This window comes from Pseudomonas sivasensis, from assembly GCF_021391435.1.
In the GTDB taxonomy this organism is placed as follows: Bacteria; Pseudomonadota; Gammaproteobacteria; order Pseudomonadales; family Pseudomonadaceae; genus Aquipseudomonas; species Aquipseudomonas sivasensis.
On sequence record NZ_CP090029.1, the window covers coordinates 1,599,401 to 1,618,645 of the forward strand.

The 19,245-nt window shown below is 58.5% G+C and carries 17 protein-coding genes; 15 read left to right on the forward strand and 2 right to left on the reverse strand.

The genetic code is table 11. The features are described 5' to 3' along the window. Positions 1-8 precede the first annotated feature (8 nt). The 8 genes from dnaE to ispD all read left to right on the forward strand — a co-directional run bounded on the left by dnaE (position 9) and on the right by ispD (position 11,436). Positions 9-3,530 (forward strand): DNA polymerase III subunit alpha, encoded by a 3,522-nt coding sequence (dnaE, locus tag LRO94_RS07125; RefSeq protein ID WP_032891643.1) that lies wholly within the window; start codon positions 9-11, stop codon positions 3,528-3,530. A gap of 128 nt (positions 3,531-3,658) precedes the next feature. Then, positions 3,659-4,606, forward strand: a complete 948-nt coding sequence (locus tag LRO94_RS07130; protein WP_003172288.1) for an acetyl-CoA carboxylase carboxyltransferase subunit alpha — start codon at positions 3,659-3,661, stop codon at positions 4,604-4,606. Positions 4,607-4,768: 162 nt separating this feature from the next. Further along, positions 4,769-6,079, forward strand: coding sequence for a tRNA lysidine(34) synthetase TilS (gene tilS / locus LRO94_RS07135; RefSeq protein ID WP_179179446.1), 1,311 nt, complete (start codon positions 4,769-4,771; stop codon positions 6,077-6,079). A gap of 273 nt (positions 6,080-6,352) precedes the next feature. After that, the gene (locus LRO94_RS07140) at positions 6,353-7,984 is read left to right on the forward strand and encodes a CTP synthase (RefSeq protein ID WP_032891641.1); all 1,632 of its coding nucleotides are present in this window, start codon (positions 6,353-6,355) and stop codon (positions 7,982-7,984) included. A gap of 5 nt (positions 7,985-7,989) precedes the next feature. Then, positions 7,990-8,835, forward strand: coding sequence for a 3-deoxy-8-phosphooctulonate synthase (gene kdsA, locus LRO94_RS07145; RefSeq protein WP_179179445.1), 846 nt, complete (start codon positions 7,990-7,992; stop codon positions 8,833-8,835). Between the two features lie 157 nt (positions 8,836-8,992). Then, positions 8,993-10,282, forward strand: coding sequence for a phosphopyruvate hydratase (eno, locus tag LRO94_RS07150; RefSeq protein ID WP_032891640.1), 1,290 nt, complete (start codon positions 8,993-8,995; stop codon positions 10,280-10,282). Positions 10,283-10,453: 171 nt separating this feature from the next. Then, positions 10,454-10,732, forward strand: coding sequence for a cell division protein FtsB (gene ftsB / locus LRO94_RS07155; RefSeq protein WP_003231201.1), 279 nt, complete (start codon positions 10,454-10,456; stop codon positions 10,730-10,732). Further along, a complete protein-coding gene (ispD, locus tag LRO94_RS07160) occupies positions 10,729-11,436 on the forward strand; it encodes a 2-C-methyl-D-erythritol 4-phosphate cytidylyltransferase (protein ID WP_179179444.1) in 708 nt (235 codons plus the stop codon). Before ftsB ends, ispD begins: the two co-directional genes overlap by 4 nt. A gap of 138 nt (positions 11,437-11,574) precedes the next feature. Here the strand turns inward: ispD and LRO94_RS07165 are convergent, their stop codons facing one another. Both LRO94_RS07165 and LRO94_RS07170 read right to left on the reverse strand, forming a co-directional pair. Further along, on the reverse strand, positions 11,575-12,030 hold the full coding sequence (locus LRO94_RS07165; protein WP_179179443.1) for a hypothetical protein: 456 nt from the start codon (positions 12,028-12,030) through the stop codon (positions 11,575-11,577). Between the two features lie 113 nt (positions 12,031-12,143). Beyond that, entirely contained in the window at positions 12,144-13,094 is a 951-nt protein-coding gene (locus tag LRO94_RS07170) for a LysR substrate-binding domain-containing protein (RefSeq protein ID WP_179180092.1), read from the reverse strand. A 110-nt stretch (positions 13,095-13,204) separates the two neighbouring features. On the opposite strand from LRO94_RS07170, the gene LRO94_RS07175 reads away from it, so the two are divergent. From LRO94_RS07175 to LRO94_RS07205, 7 genes are all read left to right on the forward strand, one after another. Then, positions 13,205-14,317: an S-(hydroxymethyl)glutathione dehydrogenase/class III alcohol dehydrogenase gene (locus LRO94_RS07175; RefSeq protein WP_032891635.1), complete on the forward strand. Its 1,113-nt coding sequence runs from the start codon at positions 13,205-13,207 to the stop codon at positions 14,315-14,317. Positions 14,318-14,325: 8 nt separating this feature from the next. Beyond that, complete coding sequence (fghA, locus tag LRO94_RS07180; RefSeq protein ID WP_179179442.1) at positions 14,326-15,171, forward strand: S-formylglutathione hydrolase; 846 nt, start codon at positions 14,326-14,328, stop codon at positions 15,169-15,171. A gap of 54 nt (positions 15,172-15,225) precedes the next feature. Further along, positions 15,226-15,699, forward strand: a complete 474-nt coding sequence (ispF, locus tag LRO94_RS07185) for a 2-C-methyl-D-erythritol 2,4-cyclodiphosphate synthase (protein ID WP_179179441.1) — start codon at positions 15,226-15,228, stop codon at positions 15,697-15,699. Further along, on the forward strand, positions 15,696-16,754 hold the full coding sequence (gene truD, locus LRO94_RS07190; protein ID WP_179179440.1) for a tRNA pseudouridine(13) synthase TruD: 1,059 nt from the start codon (positions 15,696-15,698) through the stop codon (positions 16,752-16,754). The genes ispF and truD overlap by 4 nt, the downstream gene beginning before the upstream one ends. Beyond that, on the forward strand, positions 16,742-17,491 hold the full coding sequence (gene surE, locus LRO94_RS07195; RefSeq protein ID WP_032891631.1) for a 5'/3'-nucleotidase SurE: 750 nt from the start codon (positions 16,742-16,744) through the stop codon (positions 17,489-17,491). Before truD ends, surE begins: the two co-directional genes overlap by 13 nt. Before the next feature lie 41 nt (positions 17,492-17,532). After that, positions 17,533-18,168, forward strand: a complete 636-nt coding sequence (locus LRO94_RS07200) for a protein-L-isoaspartate(D-aspartate) O-methyltransferase (RefSeq protein ID WP_169899534.1) — start codon at positions 17,533-17,535, stop codon at positions 18,166-18,168. Between the two features lie 207 nt (positions 18,169-18,375). After that, a complete protein-coding gene (locus LRO94_RS07205; protein WP_032891630.1) occupies positions 18,376-19,212 on the forward strand; it encodes a peptidoglycan DD-metalloendopeptidase family protein in 837 nt (278 codons plus the stop codon). Positions 19,213-19,245: the final 33 nt, after the last annotated feature.

Consider the following 19,245-nt stretch of genomic DNA (forward strand, 5'->3'; position numbering starts at 1 on the left):
GGATCACTATGCCGGCTTCATTCGTTCACCTACGCCTGCACACTGAGTACTCCCTGGTCGACGGCCTGGTACGGATCAAGCCTCTGGTCAAAACCCTGGTGGGCATGAACATGCCCGCGGTGGCGGTTACCGATCAGAACAACATGTGTTCCCTGGTCAAGTTCTACAAGAACGCCATGGGTGCCGGCATCAAGCCCATCTGCGGCGCCGACCTGTGGCTGTCCAACAAAGATCCGGATAACGCGCTGAGCCGCATCAGCCTTTTGGCGATGAACGGCGTGGGTTATCGCAACCTCACTGAACTGATCTCCCGTGGCTTCATCGATGGTCAACGCAACGGTTCGATCATTATCGAGCGTGAATGGGTTGCCGAGGCCAGCGAAGGCCTGATCATGCTGTCGGCCGCTAAAGAGGGGGAGATTGGTCTCGCACTGCTGGGGGGTAATCCCCAGGAAGCCGAAGTGCTGGCGAAGGAGTGGATGCAGGTCTTCCCCGACCGTTTCTACCTTGAAGTGCAGCGCACCAATCGCCCCAATGATGAAGAACATCTGCACGCCGCCGTCGCCCTGGCCGAAAAGCTGGGCGCGCCACTGGTCGCCACCAACGACGTGCGCTTTATCAAGAAAGAAGATTTCGAAGCCCACGAAACCCGTGTGTGCATCGGTGAAGGCCGGGCCCTGGATGATCCGCGCCGCTCGAAAAATTACAGCGAAGAGCAATACCTCAAAAGCGCCGAAGAGATGGCCGAGTTGTTCAGCGACTTGCCCGAGGCCCTGGAAAACTCTGTCGAGATCGCCAAACGCTGCAACATTGAAGTGAAGCTGGGTACGCACTTCCTGCCCAACTTCCCGATTCCCGATGGCATGACCATCGATGAATATTTCCGCAAGGTGTCGTTCGATGGCCTGGAAGAACGGCTTTCCGTGCTGTTGCCCAAGGACACCACTGAAGATTACGAAGCCAAGCGCCAGGTGTATGTCGACCGGCTGAATTTCGAGCTGGATATCATCATCCAGATGGGGTTCCCCGGTTACTTCCTGATCGTAATGGACTTCATCCAGTGGGCGAAAAGCAACGGCGTGCCCGTAGGCCCTGGCCGTGGGTCGGGTGCCGGCTCGCTAGTGGCTTATGTGCAGAAGATCACCGACCTCGACCCTCTTGAATATGACCTGCTGTTCGAACGGTTCCTGAACCCGGAACGGGTTTCCATGCCCGACTTCGACGTCGACTTCTGCATGGACGGTCGCGACCGCGTGATCGAATACGTGGCCGAGAAATACGGCCGCAACGCGGTAAGCCAGATCATCACTTTCGGTTCCATGGCGGCCAAGGCGGTAATCCGCGACGTGGCCCGGGTGCAGGGCAAGTCCTACGGCCTGGCCGACCGGCTGTCGAAGATGATCCCGTTCGAAGTCGGCATGACCCTGGAAAAGGCCTACGAGCAGGAAGAAATCCTGCGTGACTTCATCAAGATCGATGAGGAAGCCGCCGAGATCTGGGACATGGCGCGCAAGCTCGAAGGTATCGTGCGTAACGTCGGTAAACACGCCGGTGGCGTAGTGATCGCGCCGACCAAACTCACTGACTTTTCGCCGATCTATTGCGATGAAGAAGGCGGCGGCCTGGTTACCCAGTTCGACAAGGACGACGTTGAGGCGGCCGGCCTGGTGAAGTTCGACTTCCTCGGCCTGCGGACCCTGACGATCATTGACTGGGCGCTGAAGACCATCAACCGCGAGCGCGCCAAGGTCGACGAAGAGCCGCTGGATATTGCGTTCATCCCGTTGGACGACAAGCCGACTTACCAATTGCTGCAAAAAGCTGAAACAACAGCTGTGTTCCAGCTTGAGTCGCGGGGCATGAAAGAGCTGATCAAAAAGCTCAAGCCCGACTGCCTGGAAGACTTGATCGCACTGGTGGCCCTGTTCCGTCCGGGCCCGCTGCAGTCGGGCATGGTTGACGACTTCATCAACCGTAAGCACGGCCGCGCCGAACTGGCCTACCCGCACTCCGACTACCAGTACGAAGGCCTCAAGCCTGTGCTGGCGCCAACCTACGGCATCATCCTGTACCAGGAACAGGTGATGCAGATCGCTCAGGTGATGGCGGGCTACACCCTCGGCGGTGCGGACATGCTGCGTCGAGCCATGGGTAAAAAGAAACCCGAGGAAATGGCCAAGCAGCGCGGCGGTTTCATTGAGGGTTGCGCCACCAACAATATCGACGCCGATCTGGCCGGTAACATTTTTGACCTGGTGGAAAAATTCGCCGGTTATGGTTTCAACAAATCTCACTCCGCCGCCTACGGCCTGGTGTCTTACCAGACCGCCTGGCTGAAAGCCCACTACCCGGCGCCGTTCATGGCTGCGGTACTTTCTGCGGACATGCACAACACCGACAAGGTTGTGACCTTGATCGAGGAAGTGCGCACCATGAAGCTGCGCCTAGACGCGCCTGACGTGAACGCCTCGGAGTTCAAGTTCACGGTGAATGACGAAGGCCGCATCATCTATGGCCTGGGCGCGATCAAGGGCGTGGGCGAAGGCCCGGTGGAGGCGATTACCGAAGCGCGTCAGGACGGGCCGTTCAAGGATCTGTTCGACTTCTGCGCGCGGGTTGACCTCAAGCGCATCAACAAGCGAACCCTTGATGGCTTGATCCGCAGCGGTGCGCTGGACCGTCTCGGCCCTTACTTTCACGATGAGCCGAAGGCCTACCAGGCAAATATCGACCGCAACCGCGCGGTGCTGCTCACTGCCATGGAAGAAGCGATCAAAGCTGCCGAGCAGACCGCCCGTACCCATGACAGCGGCCACGCCGACCTGTTTGGCGGGTTGTTCGTCGAAGAAGACGCGGATGTGTACGGCAATCACCGCAAGGCCAAAGAGTTGACTCTCAAGGAGCGCCTCAAGGGTGAAAAAGACACCTTGGGCCTGTACCTCACCGGTCACCCGATTGACGAATACGAAGGCGAGATCCGCCGTTTCGCCCGTCAGCGCATCATCGACCTGAAACCGGCGCGGGACACCCAAACCGTCGCCGGCATGATTATCGCCCTGCGGGTGATGAAAAATAAGAAGGGCGACAAGATGGGTTTCATCACTCTCGATGACCGCTCGGGCCGTATCGAAGCTTCGCTGTTTGCCGATGCCTTCCATTCGGCGCAGTCGCTGCTGCAGACCGATGCCATGGTGGTTGTGGAAGGGGAGGTCAGCAACGATGACTTCTCCGGTGGCCTGCGCCTGCGTATCAAGCGGGTGATGAGCATGGAAGATGCGCGCACCAACCTGGCTGAAAGCCTGCGCTTGAAGGTCAAGACCGAGGCGCTCAAGGGCGATCAGCTACGCTGGCTGGGTGACTTGCTCAAGCGTCACCGTGGTGCATGCCCGGTGACCATGGAGTACACCGGCGACGACGCCAAGGCGATGTTGCAGTTCGGCGAGACCTGGCGAATTGATCCGGCTGATGGCTTGATTCAAGCTTTGCGTGACCAGTTCGGTCGAGACAACGTCTTCCTCCAATACCGCTGACGGTCAGAACGTCTGACCTCGGCTGAACATTTAATCTCGACCTGAACGCGCCTCTCCCTTAAGGTAGGGCGCGAACAGACAACCGGCTGGCCAGGCACTCCCTGGCCGTCGACCCAAGACGGACGCTTATGAACCCGAATTTTCTTGATTTCGAACAGCCGATCGCTGACCTGCAAGCCAAGATCGAAGAACTGCGCCTGGTCGGCAATGACAATTCGCTGAATATCGGCGATGAGATCGCTCGCCTGCAAGACAAGAGCAGCACGCTAACCGAAGACATCTTCGGCAAGCTGACCAGCTGGCAGATCGCGCGCCTGGCCCGCCACCCGCGCCGTCCGTACACCCTGGACTACATTCAGCACATTTTCACCGAGTTCGACGAGTTGCATGGCGATCGCCATTTCTCCGACGACGCGGCTATCGTGGGCGGTATCGCTCGCCTGGACGACCAGCCGGTAATGGTGATTGGTCACCAGAAAGGCCGTGAAGTGCGCGAGAAAGTCCGCCGCAACTTCGGCATGCCGCGTCCGGAAGGCTATCGTAAGGCTTGCCGTTTGATGGAAATGGCTGAGCGCTTCAAGATGCCGATCTTGACCTTCATCGACACGCCGGGTGCATATCCAGGTATCGACGCTGAAGAACGCAACCAGAGCGAAGCGATTGCCTGGAACCTGCGCGTCATGTCTCGCCTGAAAACCCCGATCATCGCCACGGTGATTGGTGAAGGCGGTTCCGGCGGTGCATTGGCCATTGGCGTCTGCGACCAACTGAACATGCTGCAATATTCGACCTACGCGGTGATCTCGCCAGAAGGTTGCGCCTCGATCCTGTGGAAGACTGCAGAAAAGGCACCGGACGCTGCCGAAGCCATGGGCATCACTGCTGATCGCCTCAAGGGCCTTGGTATCGTGGACAAAGTGATCGCCGAGCCATTGGGCGGCGCCCACCGCGATCCGGCTGCTGCCGCCGCGACTATCCGTGCCGAGTTGGGTTCGCAGCTTGCGATGCTCAAAAAACTGGACAACGAAGCGCTGCTGGCCCGTCGTTACGAACGCCTGATGAGCTACGGCCTGTAAGGCCGCAGCGGTACTAATGTGGGAGGGGGCTTGCCCCCCGATTGCTGAGTGTCAGTCACTGTATTCACTGGCTGATGCTCCGCTATCGGGGGCAAGCCCCCTCCCACATTTGCTTTGTGTATGCTTGGCTTGGGTATTCCAGATTTGCGGCGGTAACCTGTGATGAAACCGACTTTATCCGCCAAACTCCTGCACGCCCTAGCCCCTTGGCGCAAAGCCCCGGCTTGGCATATCGCCTTCTCTGGTGGTCTTGATTCCACTGTCCTGCTGCATCTCCTGGCCAACGCCGAAGCCCTTCCACCTCTAAGCGCTGTCCATGTCCACCATGGCCTGCAATCCGCCGCCGACACCTGGCCGAGCCATTGCCAGTCCATTTGCGACAGGCTGGGCGTGCCCCTGCGCGTAATGCGTGTGCAGGTACAGCCCGGCGCCAGCCTTGAGCGTGCAGCGCGTGATGCACGTTACAGGGCGTTTACCGAGGTGATCGGGGCAGGGGAGGTGTTGCTCACGGGCCAGCATCGCGACGATCAGGCTGAAACCCTGCTGTTTCGCCTGTTGCGCGGGGCCGGCGTGCGGGGGGCGGCGGCAATGCCTGTGCACCGTCCATTGGCGGGCGGCCATTTGGTGCGGCCGTTGTTGGATGTCTCGCGCACCGAGCTGGTGGCCTACGCCGATGAACATCAACTCAAGTGGATCGAAGACCCTTCCAACGCCGACATGCAGTTCTCCCGTAATTACCTGCGTCACCGCGTGATCCCGACGCTGACGGAGCGTTGGCCCCAAGCCGTCTCCAGCCTGGCCCGCAGTGCCGAACACTTCGGTGAAGCCCAGGCATTGCTGGGTGAGTTAGCCAGCATGGACCTACAAGCCGCGGATCAACCTTCACGGTTTCCTTGGCTGCCTTTGCCGTCATTGGCCCTCGGCCCACTGCGCGATCTTTCCGATGCCCGTCAGCGCAACGTCCTACGCCATTGGCTGGCGCCGCTGACCCGGTTGCCCGACACCGACCACTGGGCTGGCTGGTATTCCCTACGCGATGCCAAGGGCGACGCACAGCCCTTGTGGCGCCTGGCCGATGGAGAATTGCACCGTTGTGGCGAACGCATCTGGTGGTTGTCTCGCGCCTGGTCGGAATTTTCCCGCGCGTCGGTGAGCTGGCCTCGCCCGCAAAACCCACTAGAGTTACCCGGCAATGGCCTGCTGGAAATTATCGGCAAGGTGCCCGAAGTCCCGCTGGAGGTCCGTTATCGCCAGGGCGGTGAAATGCTTGAAGTGCCAGGCCGAGGCCGGCGTGACCTGAAGCGCCTGCTCAATGAGCATGGAGTGCCGGGCTTCGTCCGTGGCAGATTGCCGCTGCTGTATCAGGGCGAGCAATTGCTCGGCGTGCCCAACCTCACTGGACTCTGGGCCTCACCGAGTGATGGCTGGAAATTACATTGGATGCCACAGAGCTGCGATCAAGGTTTGAGCTGATAGAGCCTTTCCGGTAGACTACGCTCCCTTCTTGATACAACTTCTGTGGATTCGCCTGAATCGCAGCAGTTGCCGATTACCAAGCCGTCTTTGCTGGGCGATTCCAAAAAATGTGTAGCGATCAACGCACCGGTGTTTCACTGCTGGTCTGTCACAACGCGGCGGTTTTTTTGAAAGGTGCACTGTGATTAATGCTGGTGATCGGGGGCTTCGGCCTCTCTTCGCTTTCCCCGGCGGCTCGGACCGCTTTAACGCAGACTTCTAGGGTTTTTCATGACGCGCTACATATTCGTCACGGGCGGTGTTGTTTCTTCATTGGGGAAAGGCATTGCCTCCGCTTCATTGGCGGCCATCCTGGAGGCGCGGGGGCTTAAAGTCACCATGCTCAAGCTGGACCCGTACATCAACGTCGACCCGGGCACCATGAGCCCGTTCCAGCATGGTGAAGTGTTCGTCACACACGACGGCGCCGAGACCGACCTGGACTTGGGCCACTACGAGCGGTTCATCCGCACGACCATGACCCAGAACAACAACTTCACCACCGGCCGTGTCTACGAGCACGTTCTGCGCAAAGAGCGCCGTGGTGACTACCTGGGTGCAACCATCCAGGTGATTCCGCACATTACCGATGAAATCAAGCGCCGCATCATCAAGGGTGCAGGCGATGCCGACGTGGCGATGGTCGAGATCGGTGGCACCGTGGGTGACATCGAATCCCAGCCATTCCTCGAAGCTATCCGCCAGTTGCGTTTCGAAGTCGGCGCCAAGCGCGCGATGCTGATGCACCTCACGTTGGTGCCGTACATCGCCACCGCTGGCGAAACCAAAACCAAGCCTACGCAGCACTCGGTCAAGGAACTGCGTTCCATCGGCCTGCAGCCGGACGTGCTGGTGTGCCGCTCCGATCACCCGATCGACATTTCCTCGCGTCGCAAGATCGCGCAGTTCACCAACGTTGAAGAACGTGCGGTGATCGCCCTGGAAGACGCCGACACCATCTACAAGATCCCGGGCATCCTGCACTCGCAAGGCCTGGACGATTTTGTGGTCGAGCGTTTCGGCCTGCAATGCAACGGTGCGGACCTGTCCGAGTGGGAAGCTGTGGTTGACGCCAAGCTCAACCCTGAGCACGAAGTCACCATCGCCATGGTCGGCAAGTACATGGAGCTGCTGGACGCGTACAAGTCGCTGATCGAAGCGATGAGCCACGCGGGTATCAGCAACCGTACCAAGGTCAATCTGCGCTACATAGACTCCGAAGACATCGAGAACCAGGGCACCGCGCTGCTCGAAGGTGTTGACGCAATCCTCGTTCCAGGCGGTTTCGGCCTGCGTGGCGTGGAAGGCAAGATCACCGCCGTACAGTACGCTCGTGAGAACAAGGTGCCGTACCTGGGTATCTGCCTGGGCATGCAAGTGGCGGTTATCGAGTTCGCCCGCAACGTGCTTGGCTGGAAAGACGCCAACTCCACCGAGTTTGACAGCAAGAGCGGTCACCCGGTCGTGGGCCTGATTACCGAGTGGGAAGACGCCACCGGCGCTGTTGAAACCCGTACCGAAAGCTCCGACCTGGGCGGCACCATGCGCCTTGGCGCGCAGGATTGCCTGCTGGAGCCGGGCTCGCTGGTTCACGATTGCTACGGCAAGGACGTGATCGTCGAGCGTCACCGTCACCGTTACGAAGTGAACAACAACCTGCTGCCGCAAATCAAAGAAGCCGGCCTGAAAATCTCCGGTCGCTCCGGTGATGGCGCGCTGGTTGAGGTGGTCGAAGCACCGGATCATCCATGGTTCGTCGCTTGCCAGTTCCATCCAGAGTTCACCTCGACTCCACGCGACGGTCACCCGTTGTTCAGCGGTTTTGTCAAAGCTGCACTGACGCAACATCAGAAGAAGGCGTAAACCTGATGGCCCAGAAGATCATTCGCGTAGGCGACATCGAGATTGCCAACGACAAGCCCATGGTGCTGTTCGGCGGCATGAACGTGCTGGAAAGCCGCGACATGGCGATGCAGGTCTGTGAAGAGTACGTCAAGGTTACCCAGAAATTGGGTATCCCTTACGTGTTCAAGGCCAGCTTCGACAAGGCCAATCGCTCGTCCGTAACGTCCTACCGCGGCCCAGGCCTTGAAGAAGGCATGCGGATCTTCCAGGACATCAAACAAGCCTTCGGCGTGCCGATCATCACCGACGTCCACGAGCCTGAACAGGCTGCCGTGGTCGCCGAGGTGTGCGACATCATCCAGTTGCCGGCCTTTCTGTCGCGCCAGACCGATCTGGTCGTCGCGATGGCTAAGACCGGCGCAGTGATCAATATCAAGAAAGCCCAGTTCCTCGCACCTCAGGAGATGAAGCACATCCTGAACAAGTGTGTGGAAGCGGGTAACGACCAGTTGATCCTCTGCGAGCGTGGTTCGAGCTTCGGCTACAACAATCTCGTGGTGGACATGCTCGGTTTCGGCATCATGAAGCAGTTCGAATACCCCGTGTTCTTCGACGTGACCCACGCGCTGCAAATGCCCGGTGGTCGCGCCGATTCCGCAGGCGGGCGCCGTGCCCAGGTGCTGGACCTGGCCAAGGCCGGCATCAGCCAGTCCCTGGCTGGCCTTTTCCTGGAGGGCCACCCGGACCCGGATAATGCCAAATGCGACGGTCCATGCGCCCTGCGCCTGGACAAGCTGGAGCTATTCCTGGCCCAGCTCAAGCAGTTGGACGAACTGGTCAAGAGTTTTCCGACAGTAGAGACCGCGTAAGCGTCGTTTCTCCGGTAGACTTTCCCACGTTTTCTGTTCAGGCCCTCGGGCCTGAGCCTTGTCGCCTGCAAGCCTGCCCCGTTGTTCCACCCTTGCGGTCGGTCAAAAGTTTCCCTTCAGCTGCGTCGTTTTCGTCAACTTTGGAGTGTTTACAACAATGGCAAAAATCGTCGACATCAAAGGTCGTGAAGTTCTCGACTCCCGTGGCAACCCCACCGTCGAAGCCGACGTGCTTCTCGATAACGGCATCATCGGCAGCGCCTGCGCGCCGTCCGGTGCTTCTACCGGTTCGCGCGAAGCGCTGGAACTGCGTGATGGCGACAAGAGCCGTTACCTGGGCAAGGGTGTACTCAAGGCTGTAGCCAACATTAACGGCCCGATCCGTGACCTGTTGCTGGGCAAGGATCCGCTGGACCAGAAAGCTCTGGACCACGCGATGATCAAGCTCGACGGCACCGAAAACAAAGGTAGCCTGGGCGCTAACGCTATCCTCGCCGTCTCCCTGGCCGCTGCCAAGGCTGCTGCCCAGGACCAGGACTTGCCTCTGTACGCTCACATCGCCAACCTGAACGGCACTCCGGGTGTTTACTCGATGCCGGTGCCGATGATGAACATCATCAACGGTGGCGAGCACGCTGATAACAACGTCGACATCCAGGAATTCATGGTGCAGCCGGTTGGCGCCAAGACCTTCTCCGAAGGCTTGCGCATGGGTACCGAGATTTTCCATCACCTGAAAGCTGTTCTGAAGGCCCGTGGCCTGAGCACTGCTGTAGGCGACGAAGGTGGCTTCGCTCCAAACCTGGCATCCAACGAAGATGCGCTGAAAGTGATTTCCGAAGCCGTGGCCAACGCTGGCTACAAGCTGGGCACTGACGTGACCCTGGCCTTGGACTGCGCGGCCAGCGAGTTCTATGAAGACGGCAAATACAATTTGTCCGGCGAAGGCCAAGTGTTCAACTCCGAAGGTTTTGCTGAGTACCTGAAGGGCCTGACCCAGCGCTATCCGATCATCTCGATCGAAGACGGCCTGGATGAGTCCGATTGGGACGGCTGGAAAATCCTCACCGACAAGATCGGCGAGAAAGTCCAATTGGTGGGCGACGATCTGTTCGTGACCAACACCAAGATCCTGAAAGAAGGCATCGATAAAAAGATCGCCAACTCGATCCTGATCAAGTTCAACCAGATCGGCACCTTGACCGAAACCCTGGAAGCCATTCAGATGGCCAAGGCTGCGGGCTACACCGCCGTGATCTCCCACCGCTCCGGCGAAACCGAAGATTCGACCATCGCCGACCTGGCTGTAGGCACTTCGGCGGGCCAGATCAAGACCGGTTCGCTGTGCCGTTCCGATCGCGTTTCCAAGTACAACCAATTGCTGCGTATCGAAGAGCAACTGGCTGGCAAAGCCAAGTACAACGGTCGCGGCGAGTTTCGCGGCTAATCTGTAAATGGTAAAAAGTCGGCGGATTGCGTCGGAAAGTTCACGATAGTGAACATTTCGGCGCTAATCTGATGGCTATCAAGCACAAGCCTGGTTCTTCCAGGCTTCGTGCTATCAGTTGCTTCAAAAGTTATGCATGGCTGTCTTTTTTCACTGGATACCCGATATTCGATGCGCAGTCCCAATTGGTTGTTCCTCGTCTTGCTCTTGTTGCTGGCTGGCCTGCAGTACCGCCTGTGGGTGGGTAATGGCAGCTTCGCGCAGGTAAAAGACCTGACTGAGCAAATTGCTGCACAGCACGCCGAAAATGAGATCCTGCTGGAGCGCAACCGCGTCCTGGACGCTGAAGTGCTTGAGTTGAAAAAAGGCACGGAGACCGTTGAAGAGCGGGCTCGTCACGAACTGGGCATGGTCAAGGAGGGCGAAACCCTCTACCAGTTGGCCCAATGAGCAACAGTTTGCCGGCCTTCTGGGCCGTAATTCCCGCCGCGGGCGTCGGTGCCCGTATGGCTGCGGACCGTCCCAAGCAATATTTGCAACTGGGCGGGCGCACTATTCTTGAACACAGCCTCTACTGTTTTCTCGACCACCCCAATCTCAAGGGGTTGGTGGTCAGCCTTGCCATGGATGACCCTTATTGGCCCAACCTGGCATGCGCCATTGATCCACGTATACAGCGTGCGGACGGCGGTTCGGAGCGCTCGGGTTCGGTGCTAAAGGCTCTGTTGCACCTCAATGCCCTGGGCGCGAGCGATGACGACTGGGTGCTGGTGCACGACGCCGCCAGGCCCAATTTAAGCCGCGATGATCTCGACAAACTGTTAAGCGAACTGGCCGATGATGCTGTCGGTGGCCTACTGGCCGTCCCGGCCCGCGATACCCTAAAGCGCGCCGACAAACACGGTCGTGTCGATGAAACCGTCGACCGCAGCCTGATCTGGCAAGCGTACACGCCGCAGATGTTCCGACTCGGTGCGTTGCATCGTGCCTTGGCCGATAGCCTGGTAGCGGATGCGGTCATCACCGATGAGGCCTCGGCAATGGAATGGTCCGGTCAGGCGCCGCGGTTAATTGAGGGGCGTTCGGACAATATCAAGGTGACCCGGCCCGAGGATCTGGAGTGGTTACGGTTACGCTGGGCAAATCGACAGTGATTGTTGGCTGAGAGGCTGTGCCAGGCAAACGCCGTTCTCGGCAGCGTCTTCATCTTCGGTATGTTTGACCTGAAAGTGCCCATACCGCTGTCATGGGCACCGGTCGCGTGTAGCACCGATTATTGATACGTCGTCTTCCTAGGGTTTTGTGATTTCGAATGCCGTGTTCATTTTAAGTTCAAGGTGTTCATGGGTGAACTCGCAGCTGAGTTGGCCATTTAGTTGTCTATCTTCTACTGTCAGTACCAAGTGCCCATGCTTCATTTTGGCGTCGCGTAGCAAAGGATGGTGAACGTTTAGCCGGATGGGGAATCCGGTGATGAGATCGAACCTTCCCGATTCAAAGGGTGGGCTAAAAGAAAAAATATCTATGATTACCGGATGACCGGGGGCTTCAGGGTCTGTTGCGGGCACTCCTATCTGAATCACTTCATGATTGTTGAATTGATAAAAATGTGCGTCTTTGGTCGCATAGCGTTCAGTACTTTCGATCCTTAAGTCGGCTGAACCCTCTGAATCGACGTTGTGCTTTTTATATGCAGCTATGTTCTGTTCAAGCTGCTTTTCGATATCTGCGGTGTTTACATTTTTCATGGCAGTTTCCCTGCGTCATCTTGATAGGCCTCACTGGGCAGCGCCGTAAAATTGATGATGCAGCGCCAGCAGTGAAACCGTAGGGAACCACCATTCATCTTTGCCCACTACTGTCAGGGTTGACAGTAGCGCTGGTCATCATATGAAGTCATGGGGGAACAGGGGTCAGAGGCTTTGTATTCTGTCCTGTTTGATAGGCCTTCTTTTAGGTAATCCACCAAACTGCGCACCTTTGGCGACAAATGCCGTTGCTGCGGATACAGCGCCCACACCGCTGTATTCGGCGGCTGATGCGCTTCCAGCAGCGACACCAGTGCACCATTGCGCAAATGTTCCAGCACGTAATAATCCGGCAGTTGGCACAATCCCATGCCCTGCAATGCAGCATCCAGCACCGCTTGTCCACTGTTGCAACGCCAGTTTCCCTGCACCCGCTGGGAAAACTCCCGGCCGTCCTGAGCCAGTTGCCAGATATCCGAGCTGCCAATCAGGCAGTTATGCCGACTCAATTCCGACAAGCTATGGGGGCGCCCATAGCGTTCGAGATAGGACGGCGATGCACACAAGTACATGCGCCGCGGCGCGAGACGGCTGGCAACCATTCTTGAGTCTGAGAGGCGCCCCAAGCGAATTGCCAGGTCCAGGCCTTCGTGTACCAGATCGAGCTGGCGGTTGCTCAGTTCGATATCCACCCGCAACTGCGGGTAAAGCCCCATGAACCGCGTCACCAAAGGCACGATAAATCGCTCGCCATAAGCCACGGCGCACGTCATGCGCAACATGCCTTTTGGCTCGCTGGTCAAGTCGCCCACCGCTCGCAATGCCTCTTCGCGGCCGTCCTGCAAGCGTTGGCAATGTTGGAGGAAGGTTTGTCCGGCTTCGGTCAGGGTCACTTTGCGTGTACTGCGATAAAGCAACCGTGTCTGCAGCCGTTCCTCCAAGCGTGCGACCTGGCGACTGATATGGGACGACGACACACCCAGGCGCTCGGCGGCAGCTGTAAATTGACTGCATTCAGCCACGGCGACGAACTCGTCGATGCCTTCCCAGCGGTTTTCCGACATCATGATTGTCCCTGTACAGCAATAATGTTTTGCTTTTGGCTGGATTATTAATCAGTAAGCCATGTTTTACACTCTCCCTCTCAATTTTTAACGCCCTGGAGAAATACCGGATGATTAAGTCCCGCGCCGCCGTCGCCTTCGAAGCCAAGAAACCCCTTGAGATTGTTGAAGTGGATGTCGCCATGCCCAAGGCTGGCGAAGTCCTGCTGCGCGTTGTGGCCTCCGGCGTATGCCACACCGACGCTTACACCCTGTCGGGTGCTGACCCGGAAGGCATCTTTCCGTCGATTCTCGGCCACGAGGGCGGTGCGGTGGTTGAAGCGATTGGCGAGGGTGTGACTTCAGTTGCCGTCGGCGACCATGTCATCCCGCTGTACACCCCGGAATGTGGCAAGTGCAAATTCTGCCTGTCGGGCAAGACCAACCTGTGCCAAGCCATTCGAGCCACCCAGGGCAAAGGCCTGATGCCAGATGGCACCACGCGTTTTTCCTACAAGGGTCAGCCGATTTTCCACTACATGGGCACCTCGACCTTCTCCGAGTACACCGTGCTGCCGGAAATTTCCGTGGCCAAGATTCCTAAAGAAGCGCCGCTGGAAAAAGTCTGCTTGCTGGGCTGTGGCGTTACCACCGGTATTGGCGCGGTGATCAACACTGCCAAGGTCAAACCGGGCGACACCGTGGCCATTTTCGGTCTCGGTGGAATTGGTCTGTCGGCCATCATTGGCGCGGTGAAAGCCAAGGCCGGTCGCATCATTGCCATCGACATCAACCCGGCCAAGTTCGAAATCGCCAAGCAATTGGGCGCCACCGACTGCATCAACCCGAAAGAATACGATCGCCCGATCCAGGACGTGATTGTTGATTTGACTGACGGCGGTGTGGATTTTTCCTTCGAGTGCATCGGCAACGTGCAACTGATGCGTGCTGCCCTTGAGTGCTGCCACAAAGGTTGGGGCGAGTCGGTGATCATCGGTGTGGCCGGTGCGGGCCAGGAAATCGCTACGCGCCCATTCCAGTTGGTGACCGGTCGCGTCTGGCGCGGTTCGGCATTCGGCGGCGTACGCGGTCGCAGCGAGTTGCCAAGCTACGTGGAAATGGCCCAGACCGGCGAAATCCCGCTGGACACGTTCATTACCCATACCATGGGCCTGGAAGACATCAACAAAGCGTTTGACCTGATGCATGAAGGCAAGAGCATTCGTACCGTCATCCACTTCTGAGGTCTCCCATGAGTCTGGAAAACCTGTCCTGCCAGAAGAGCTTCGGCGGCTGGCATAAACGCTACAAGCATCATTCCGATGTGCTCGATTGCGACATGACCTTCGCCGTTTACCTGCCGCCGCAAGCGGAGCAGGGCGGCAAGCTGCCGGTGTTGTATTGGCTCTCCGGGTTGACCTGCACCGATGAGAACTTCATGCAGAAGGCCGGCGCGCAACGCATGGCCGCCGAGCTGGGGCTGATCATCGTGGCGCCGGATACCAGCCCTCGCGGTCCCGGTGTCCCGGGTGATCCGGATAACGCCTGGGACTTTGGCCTGGGCGCTGGCTTTTACCTGAATGCCACCCAGGAACCATGGGCCAAGCATTATCGGATGCATGACTATGTGGTGCAGGAATTGCCTGCTTTGGTTGAAGCGCATTTCCCCGCTTCGGACAAGCGTGGTATCAGCGGCCACTCCATGGGCGGACACGGCGCACTGGTGTGTGCGTTGCGCAACCCCGGGCGTTATCTGTCGGTGTCGGCGTTTTCGCCTATCAATAACCCGATGGATTGCCCGTGGGGCCAGAAAGCTTTCTCCCGTTACCTGGGTGAAGAGCGCTCTAAGTGGCGTGAATGGGATGCCTGCGCATTGATCAGCGAAGCCTCGGAAAAGCTGCCCTTGCTGGTTGATCAGGGCGATCGCGATGATTTCCTCGCGGTGCAGCTCAAGCCTGAGGCCTTGCAGCAAGCGGCCAAGGCGGCCAAGCATCCGCTGGAACTGCGCCTGCAACCCGGCTATGACCACAGCTACTTCTTCATCGCCAGCTTCATCGAAGACCATTTGCGACACCATGGCCGCGCTTTGCTCGGTTAATGTGAGGCAAAAGTAGGTAGAATCACGCCCTGAATTAAATCGGGGCGTTTTTTTATGCGTATTGGCCACGGCTACGATGTGCACCGTTTCGCTGAAGGCGATTTCATCACCCTGGGCGGCGTGCGCATTGCACACCACCATGGGTTGCTGGCTCATTCCGACGGCGACGTTGTCTTGCATGCCTTGAGCGATGCCTTGCTCGGTGCGGTGGCGTTGGGTGATATCGGCAAGCATTTTCCGGACACCGACCCCACCTTCAAGGGCGCTGATAGCCGTGTATTGCTTCGCCACGTGGTCAGCCTGATCCACGCCAAGGGCTGGAAGGTCGGTAACGTCGACAACACTATCGTGGCCCAGGCGCCGAAGATGGCGCCCCATATCGAATCAATGCGTGCACTGATTGCCGCAGACCTGCAAATTGAATTGGATCAAGTGAACGTGAAAGCCACCACCACCGAAAAGCTCGGGTTTACCGGTCGTGAAGAGGGCATTGCGGTGCACTCCGTCGCCTTGTTGCTGCGCGCATGAATGATCTGGAACTGCTGGGCCCGCGTGCCTACGGCGAAGCTTTGGGCAGCGCCGTCCTGAAGGCCACTGCCGAAGATTTTCAGGTGGACGAAGTGCTGGATATCCCGCTGACCGGCGAGGGCGAGCACCTTTGGCTGTGGGTGGAAAAACGTGGCCTCAACACCGAGGAAGCTGCGCGCCGTATCGCCAAGGCCGCCGGTGTGCCGTTGCGCACCGTCAGCTATGCCGGTCTCAAGGACCGTCAGGCGCTGACCCGCCAATGGTTCAGCGTGCAACTGCCGGGCAAGGCTGACCCGGACATGAGCACTGCTGAAAACGACACGCTCAAGATCCTCAAGACTGCCCGTCACAAGCGCAAGCTGCAACGCGGCGCGCACGCGGCCAATGGATTCACGTTGCGCCTGACACAACTGGTGGGTGATATCGCCGCCATCGACGCGCGCCTGCAACTGATTGCCCAGCACGGCATTCCCAACTATTTCGGCACCCAGCGTTTCGGCCACGACGGTGGCAACGTTGTCGACGCCCGTGGATGGGCGGCGCGCAAGGCCCTGCCGGAGCAGCGCAATGTGCGTTCGCGGTTGTTGTCTACGGCGCGTAGTTTCCTCTTCAACAAAGTACTGGCGGCGCGCGTCGCCGACGGTTCCTGGCAGCGTGCGCAAGTGGGTGATCTGCTGGCGTTTACTGACAGCCGCAGTTTTTTTCCGGCGGGTGAGGCTGAGTGCAGCGACCCGCGCCTGGCGATCCTGGATCTGCACCCCACCGGCCCGCAGTGGGGCGAGGGTGATTCTCCGGCGACGGGCGCCACGTTTGAGTTGGAGCAGGCGGTTGCCGCCGGTGAAGCCGACCTGCGTGATTGGCTGGTGAATGCCGGCATGAGCCAGGAACGTCGCATTCTGCGACTGCCCATTGGCGGGTTGACGTGGCATTATCCCGGGCCTGACATTCTGCAATTGGAATTCGTCCTACCGGCCGGATGCTTCGCCACTGTCTTGGTGCGCGAGCTCGTTGATCTGGTGCCGGTGGGGCAGACGGACAGCCCATGCGTATTCTGATATCAAACGATGACGGTGCCACCGCACCCGGTCTTGCTGCGCTCTATGCTGCGCTGGAAGATTATGCCGAGTGCGTGGTGGTTGCCCCCGACCAGGACAAGAGCGGCGCCAGCAGTTCGCTGACGCTCGACCGTCCCCTGCACCCGCAGGTTCTGGCTAATGGCTTTATCAGTGTCAACGGCACGCCCACCGACTGCGTGCACCTGGCGATCAACAGCCTGTTGGATCAAGAGCCGGACCTGGTGGTTTCAGGCATCAACCTCGGCGCCAACCTGGGCGATGATGTGCTGTATTCCGGCACCGTGGCGGCAGCGCTTGAAGGGCGCTTTCTGGGTCGTACCTCGTTCGCTTTTTCGTTTGCCTCGCGGCAACTGGACAATTTGCCCACCGCTGCCTATTTCGCACGCAAGTTGGTGGAGGCTCATGCCTCCCTGGACCTGCCGCCGCGCACGGTGCTCAACGTCAATATTCCCAATTTGCCCCTCGATCACATTCGCGGCATCAAGCTGACACGTCTTGGCCACCGTGCCCGTGCGGCGGCCCCGTTGAAGGTGGTCGACCCGCGTGGCAAGGAAGGCTATTGGATAGCGGCAGCTGGCGATGCCGAAGACGGTGGCGAGGGCACGGACTTTCACGCGGTGATGCAGGGTTATGTGTCGATTACTCCGTTGCAATTCGACCGCACCTTCAGCGATGCCTTCAGTGGTCTTGAAGTCTGGCTGGAGGGATTGCGCTGATGGCTCGTGAACAAGACGACCTGCTGCGTCGTGGCATCGGTATGACCTCCCAGCGCACCCGTGAGCGTTTGATCCAGCGCCTTTATGAAGAGGGGTTGTCCAACGCTCAGGTGTTGGAAGTGATCCGCCGCACCCCTCGTCATTTGTTTGTCGATGAAGCCCTGGCCCATCGCGCTTATGAAGATACGGCGTTGCCGATTGGACATAACCAGACCATCTCCCAGCCCTACATGGTGGCGCGCATGAGCGAGCTGCTGCTGGCGGCGGGCCCGCTGGACAAGGTGCTGGAGATCGGCACCGGTTCCGGCTACCAGACCGCCGTGCTGTCGCAGTTGGTGGAGCGCGTGTTCTCGGTGGAGCGCATCAAGGTGCTGCAAGATCGTGCCAAGGAGCGCCTGGTGGAGCTGAACTTGCGCAACGTGGTATTTCGCTGGGGCGATGGCTGGGAAGGCTGGCCGGCGCTGGCGCCGTACAACGGGATTATCGTCACCGCCGTGGCCACCGATGTTCCGCAAGCGTTGCTCGACCAATTGGCCCCAGGCGGGCGCCTGGTCATCCCGGTCGGTTCCGGCGAAGTGCAACAATTGATGCTTATTGTCCGTGAGGACGACGGTTTTTCCCGGCATGTATTGGGCGCCGTACGTTTTGTTCCGTTGCTCAACGGACCGCTGGCCTGACGAATTTTCGACGCTACTGAATTCTGCGGGCGGGGATTTGTCTTACGGCGGGGTCTATCAAGTCAACATGATAGGTGCGGTGATTCAACACGCTGAATGATTCGTTTCAGTCGCGTGCCGGTAAAACTTCAGTGCCCAGTTATACTTGCGACATATTTCAAGCCTGATACAGGCATTCATGTTCAGCCACCACAAAGGGAGCGGCGGGTGAGTCTCACAGGTCTTGCGCAGCGTATGGGTAAAACAAGTTTTCAACGACTGGTGCTTGGCCTTGTCTTCGGTTCCTTGTTGGTCGGCTGTTCCAGCTCGCCAAGCAGCGGCGCACGGGTCGTTGACCGTAATAGTGCGGCACCGCAAAAGCCCACGGTAACCACCGGGCAATATGTGGTGCGCAAAGGCGACACGATGTTCTCAATCGCCTTCCGTTACGGGTGGGATTACAAGGCACTAGCAGCTCGTAACAATATTCCTGTGCCTTACACCATACATCCGGGTCAGACGATTCGCTTTGACGGTCGCACCGGTTCCACGCCTACGACGGTTGTGACAAACACAGGATCTTCGCCGTCGTCTTCTAGCAAAACCACCATCATTACACGCCCTGCGGGCACTGCTGTCCCGGCGGCCTCAGGCAAGCCAACAGCCGCGCCGTTGCCGCCTGCCGGGCCTGCTCCGACGGGCTGGGGATGGCCCTCAAACGGAGTATTAATTGGAAAATTCTCTTCAAACGGTAGTTTGAATAAAGGCATTGATATCGCCGGTGATTTGGGACAGCCTGTTTTAGCTGCGTCTGATGGGACGGTGGTGTACGCCGGGAGTGGTTTACGGGGCTACGGCGAGCTGGTCATCATCAAACACAGCGATACCTACGTCAGTGCTTACGGTCATAACCGCAGGCTGTTGGTTCGGGAGGGGCAGCAGGTCAAAGTCGGACAGACAATTGCCGAAATGGGTTCAACGGGTACAGACCGGGTGAAACTGCACTTTGAGATTCGCCGTCAAGGGAAGCCTGTAGATCCGCTGCAATTCTTACCCCGTCGTTGATGTGTTGCCAGCCTGTTCCCTCACGTAGAAGGA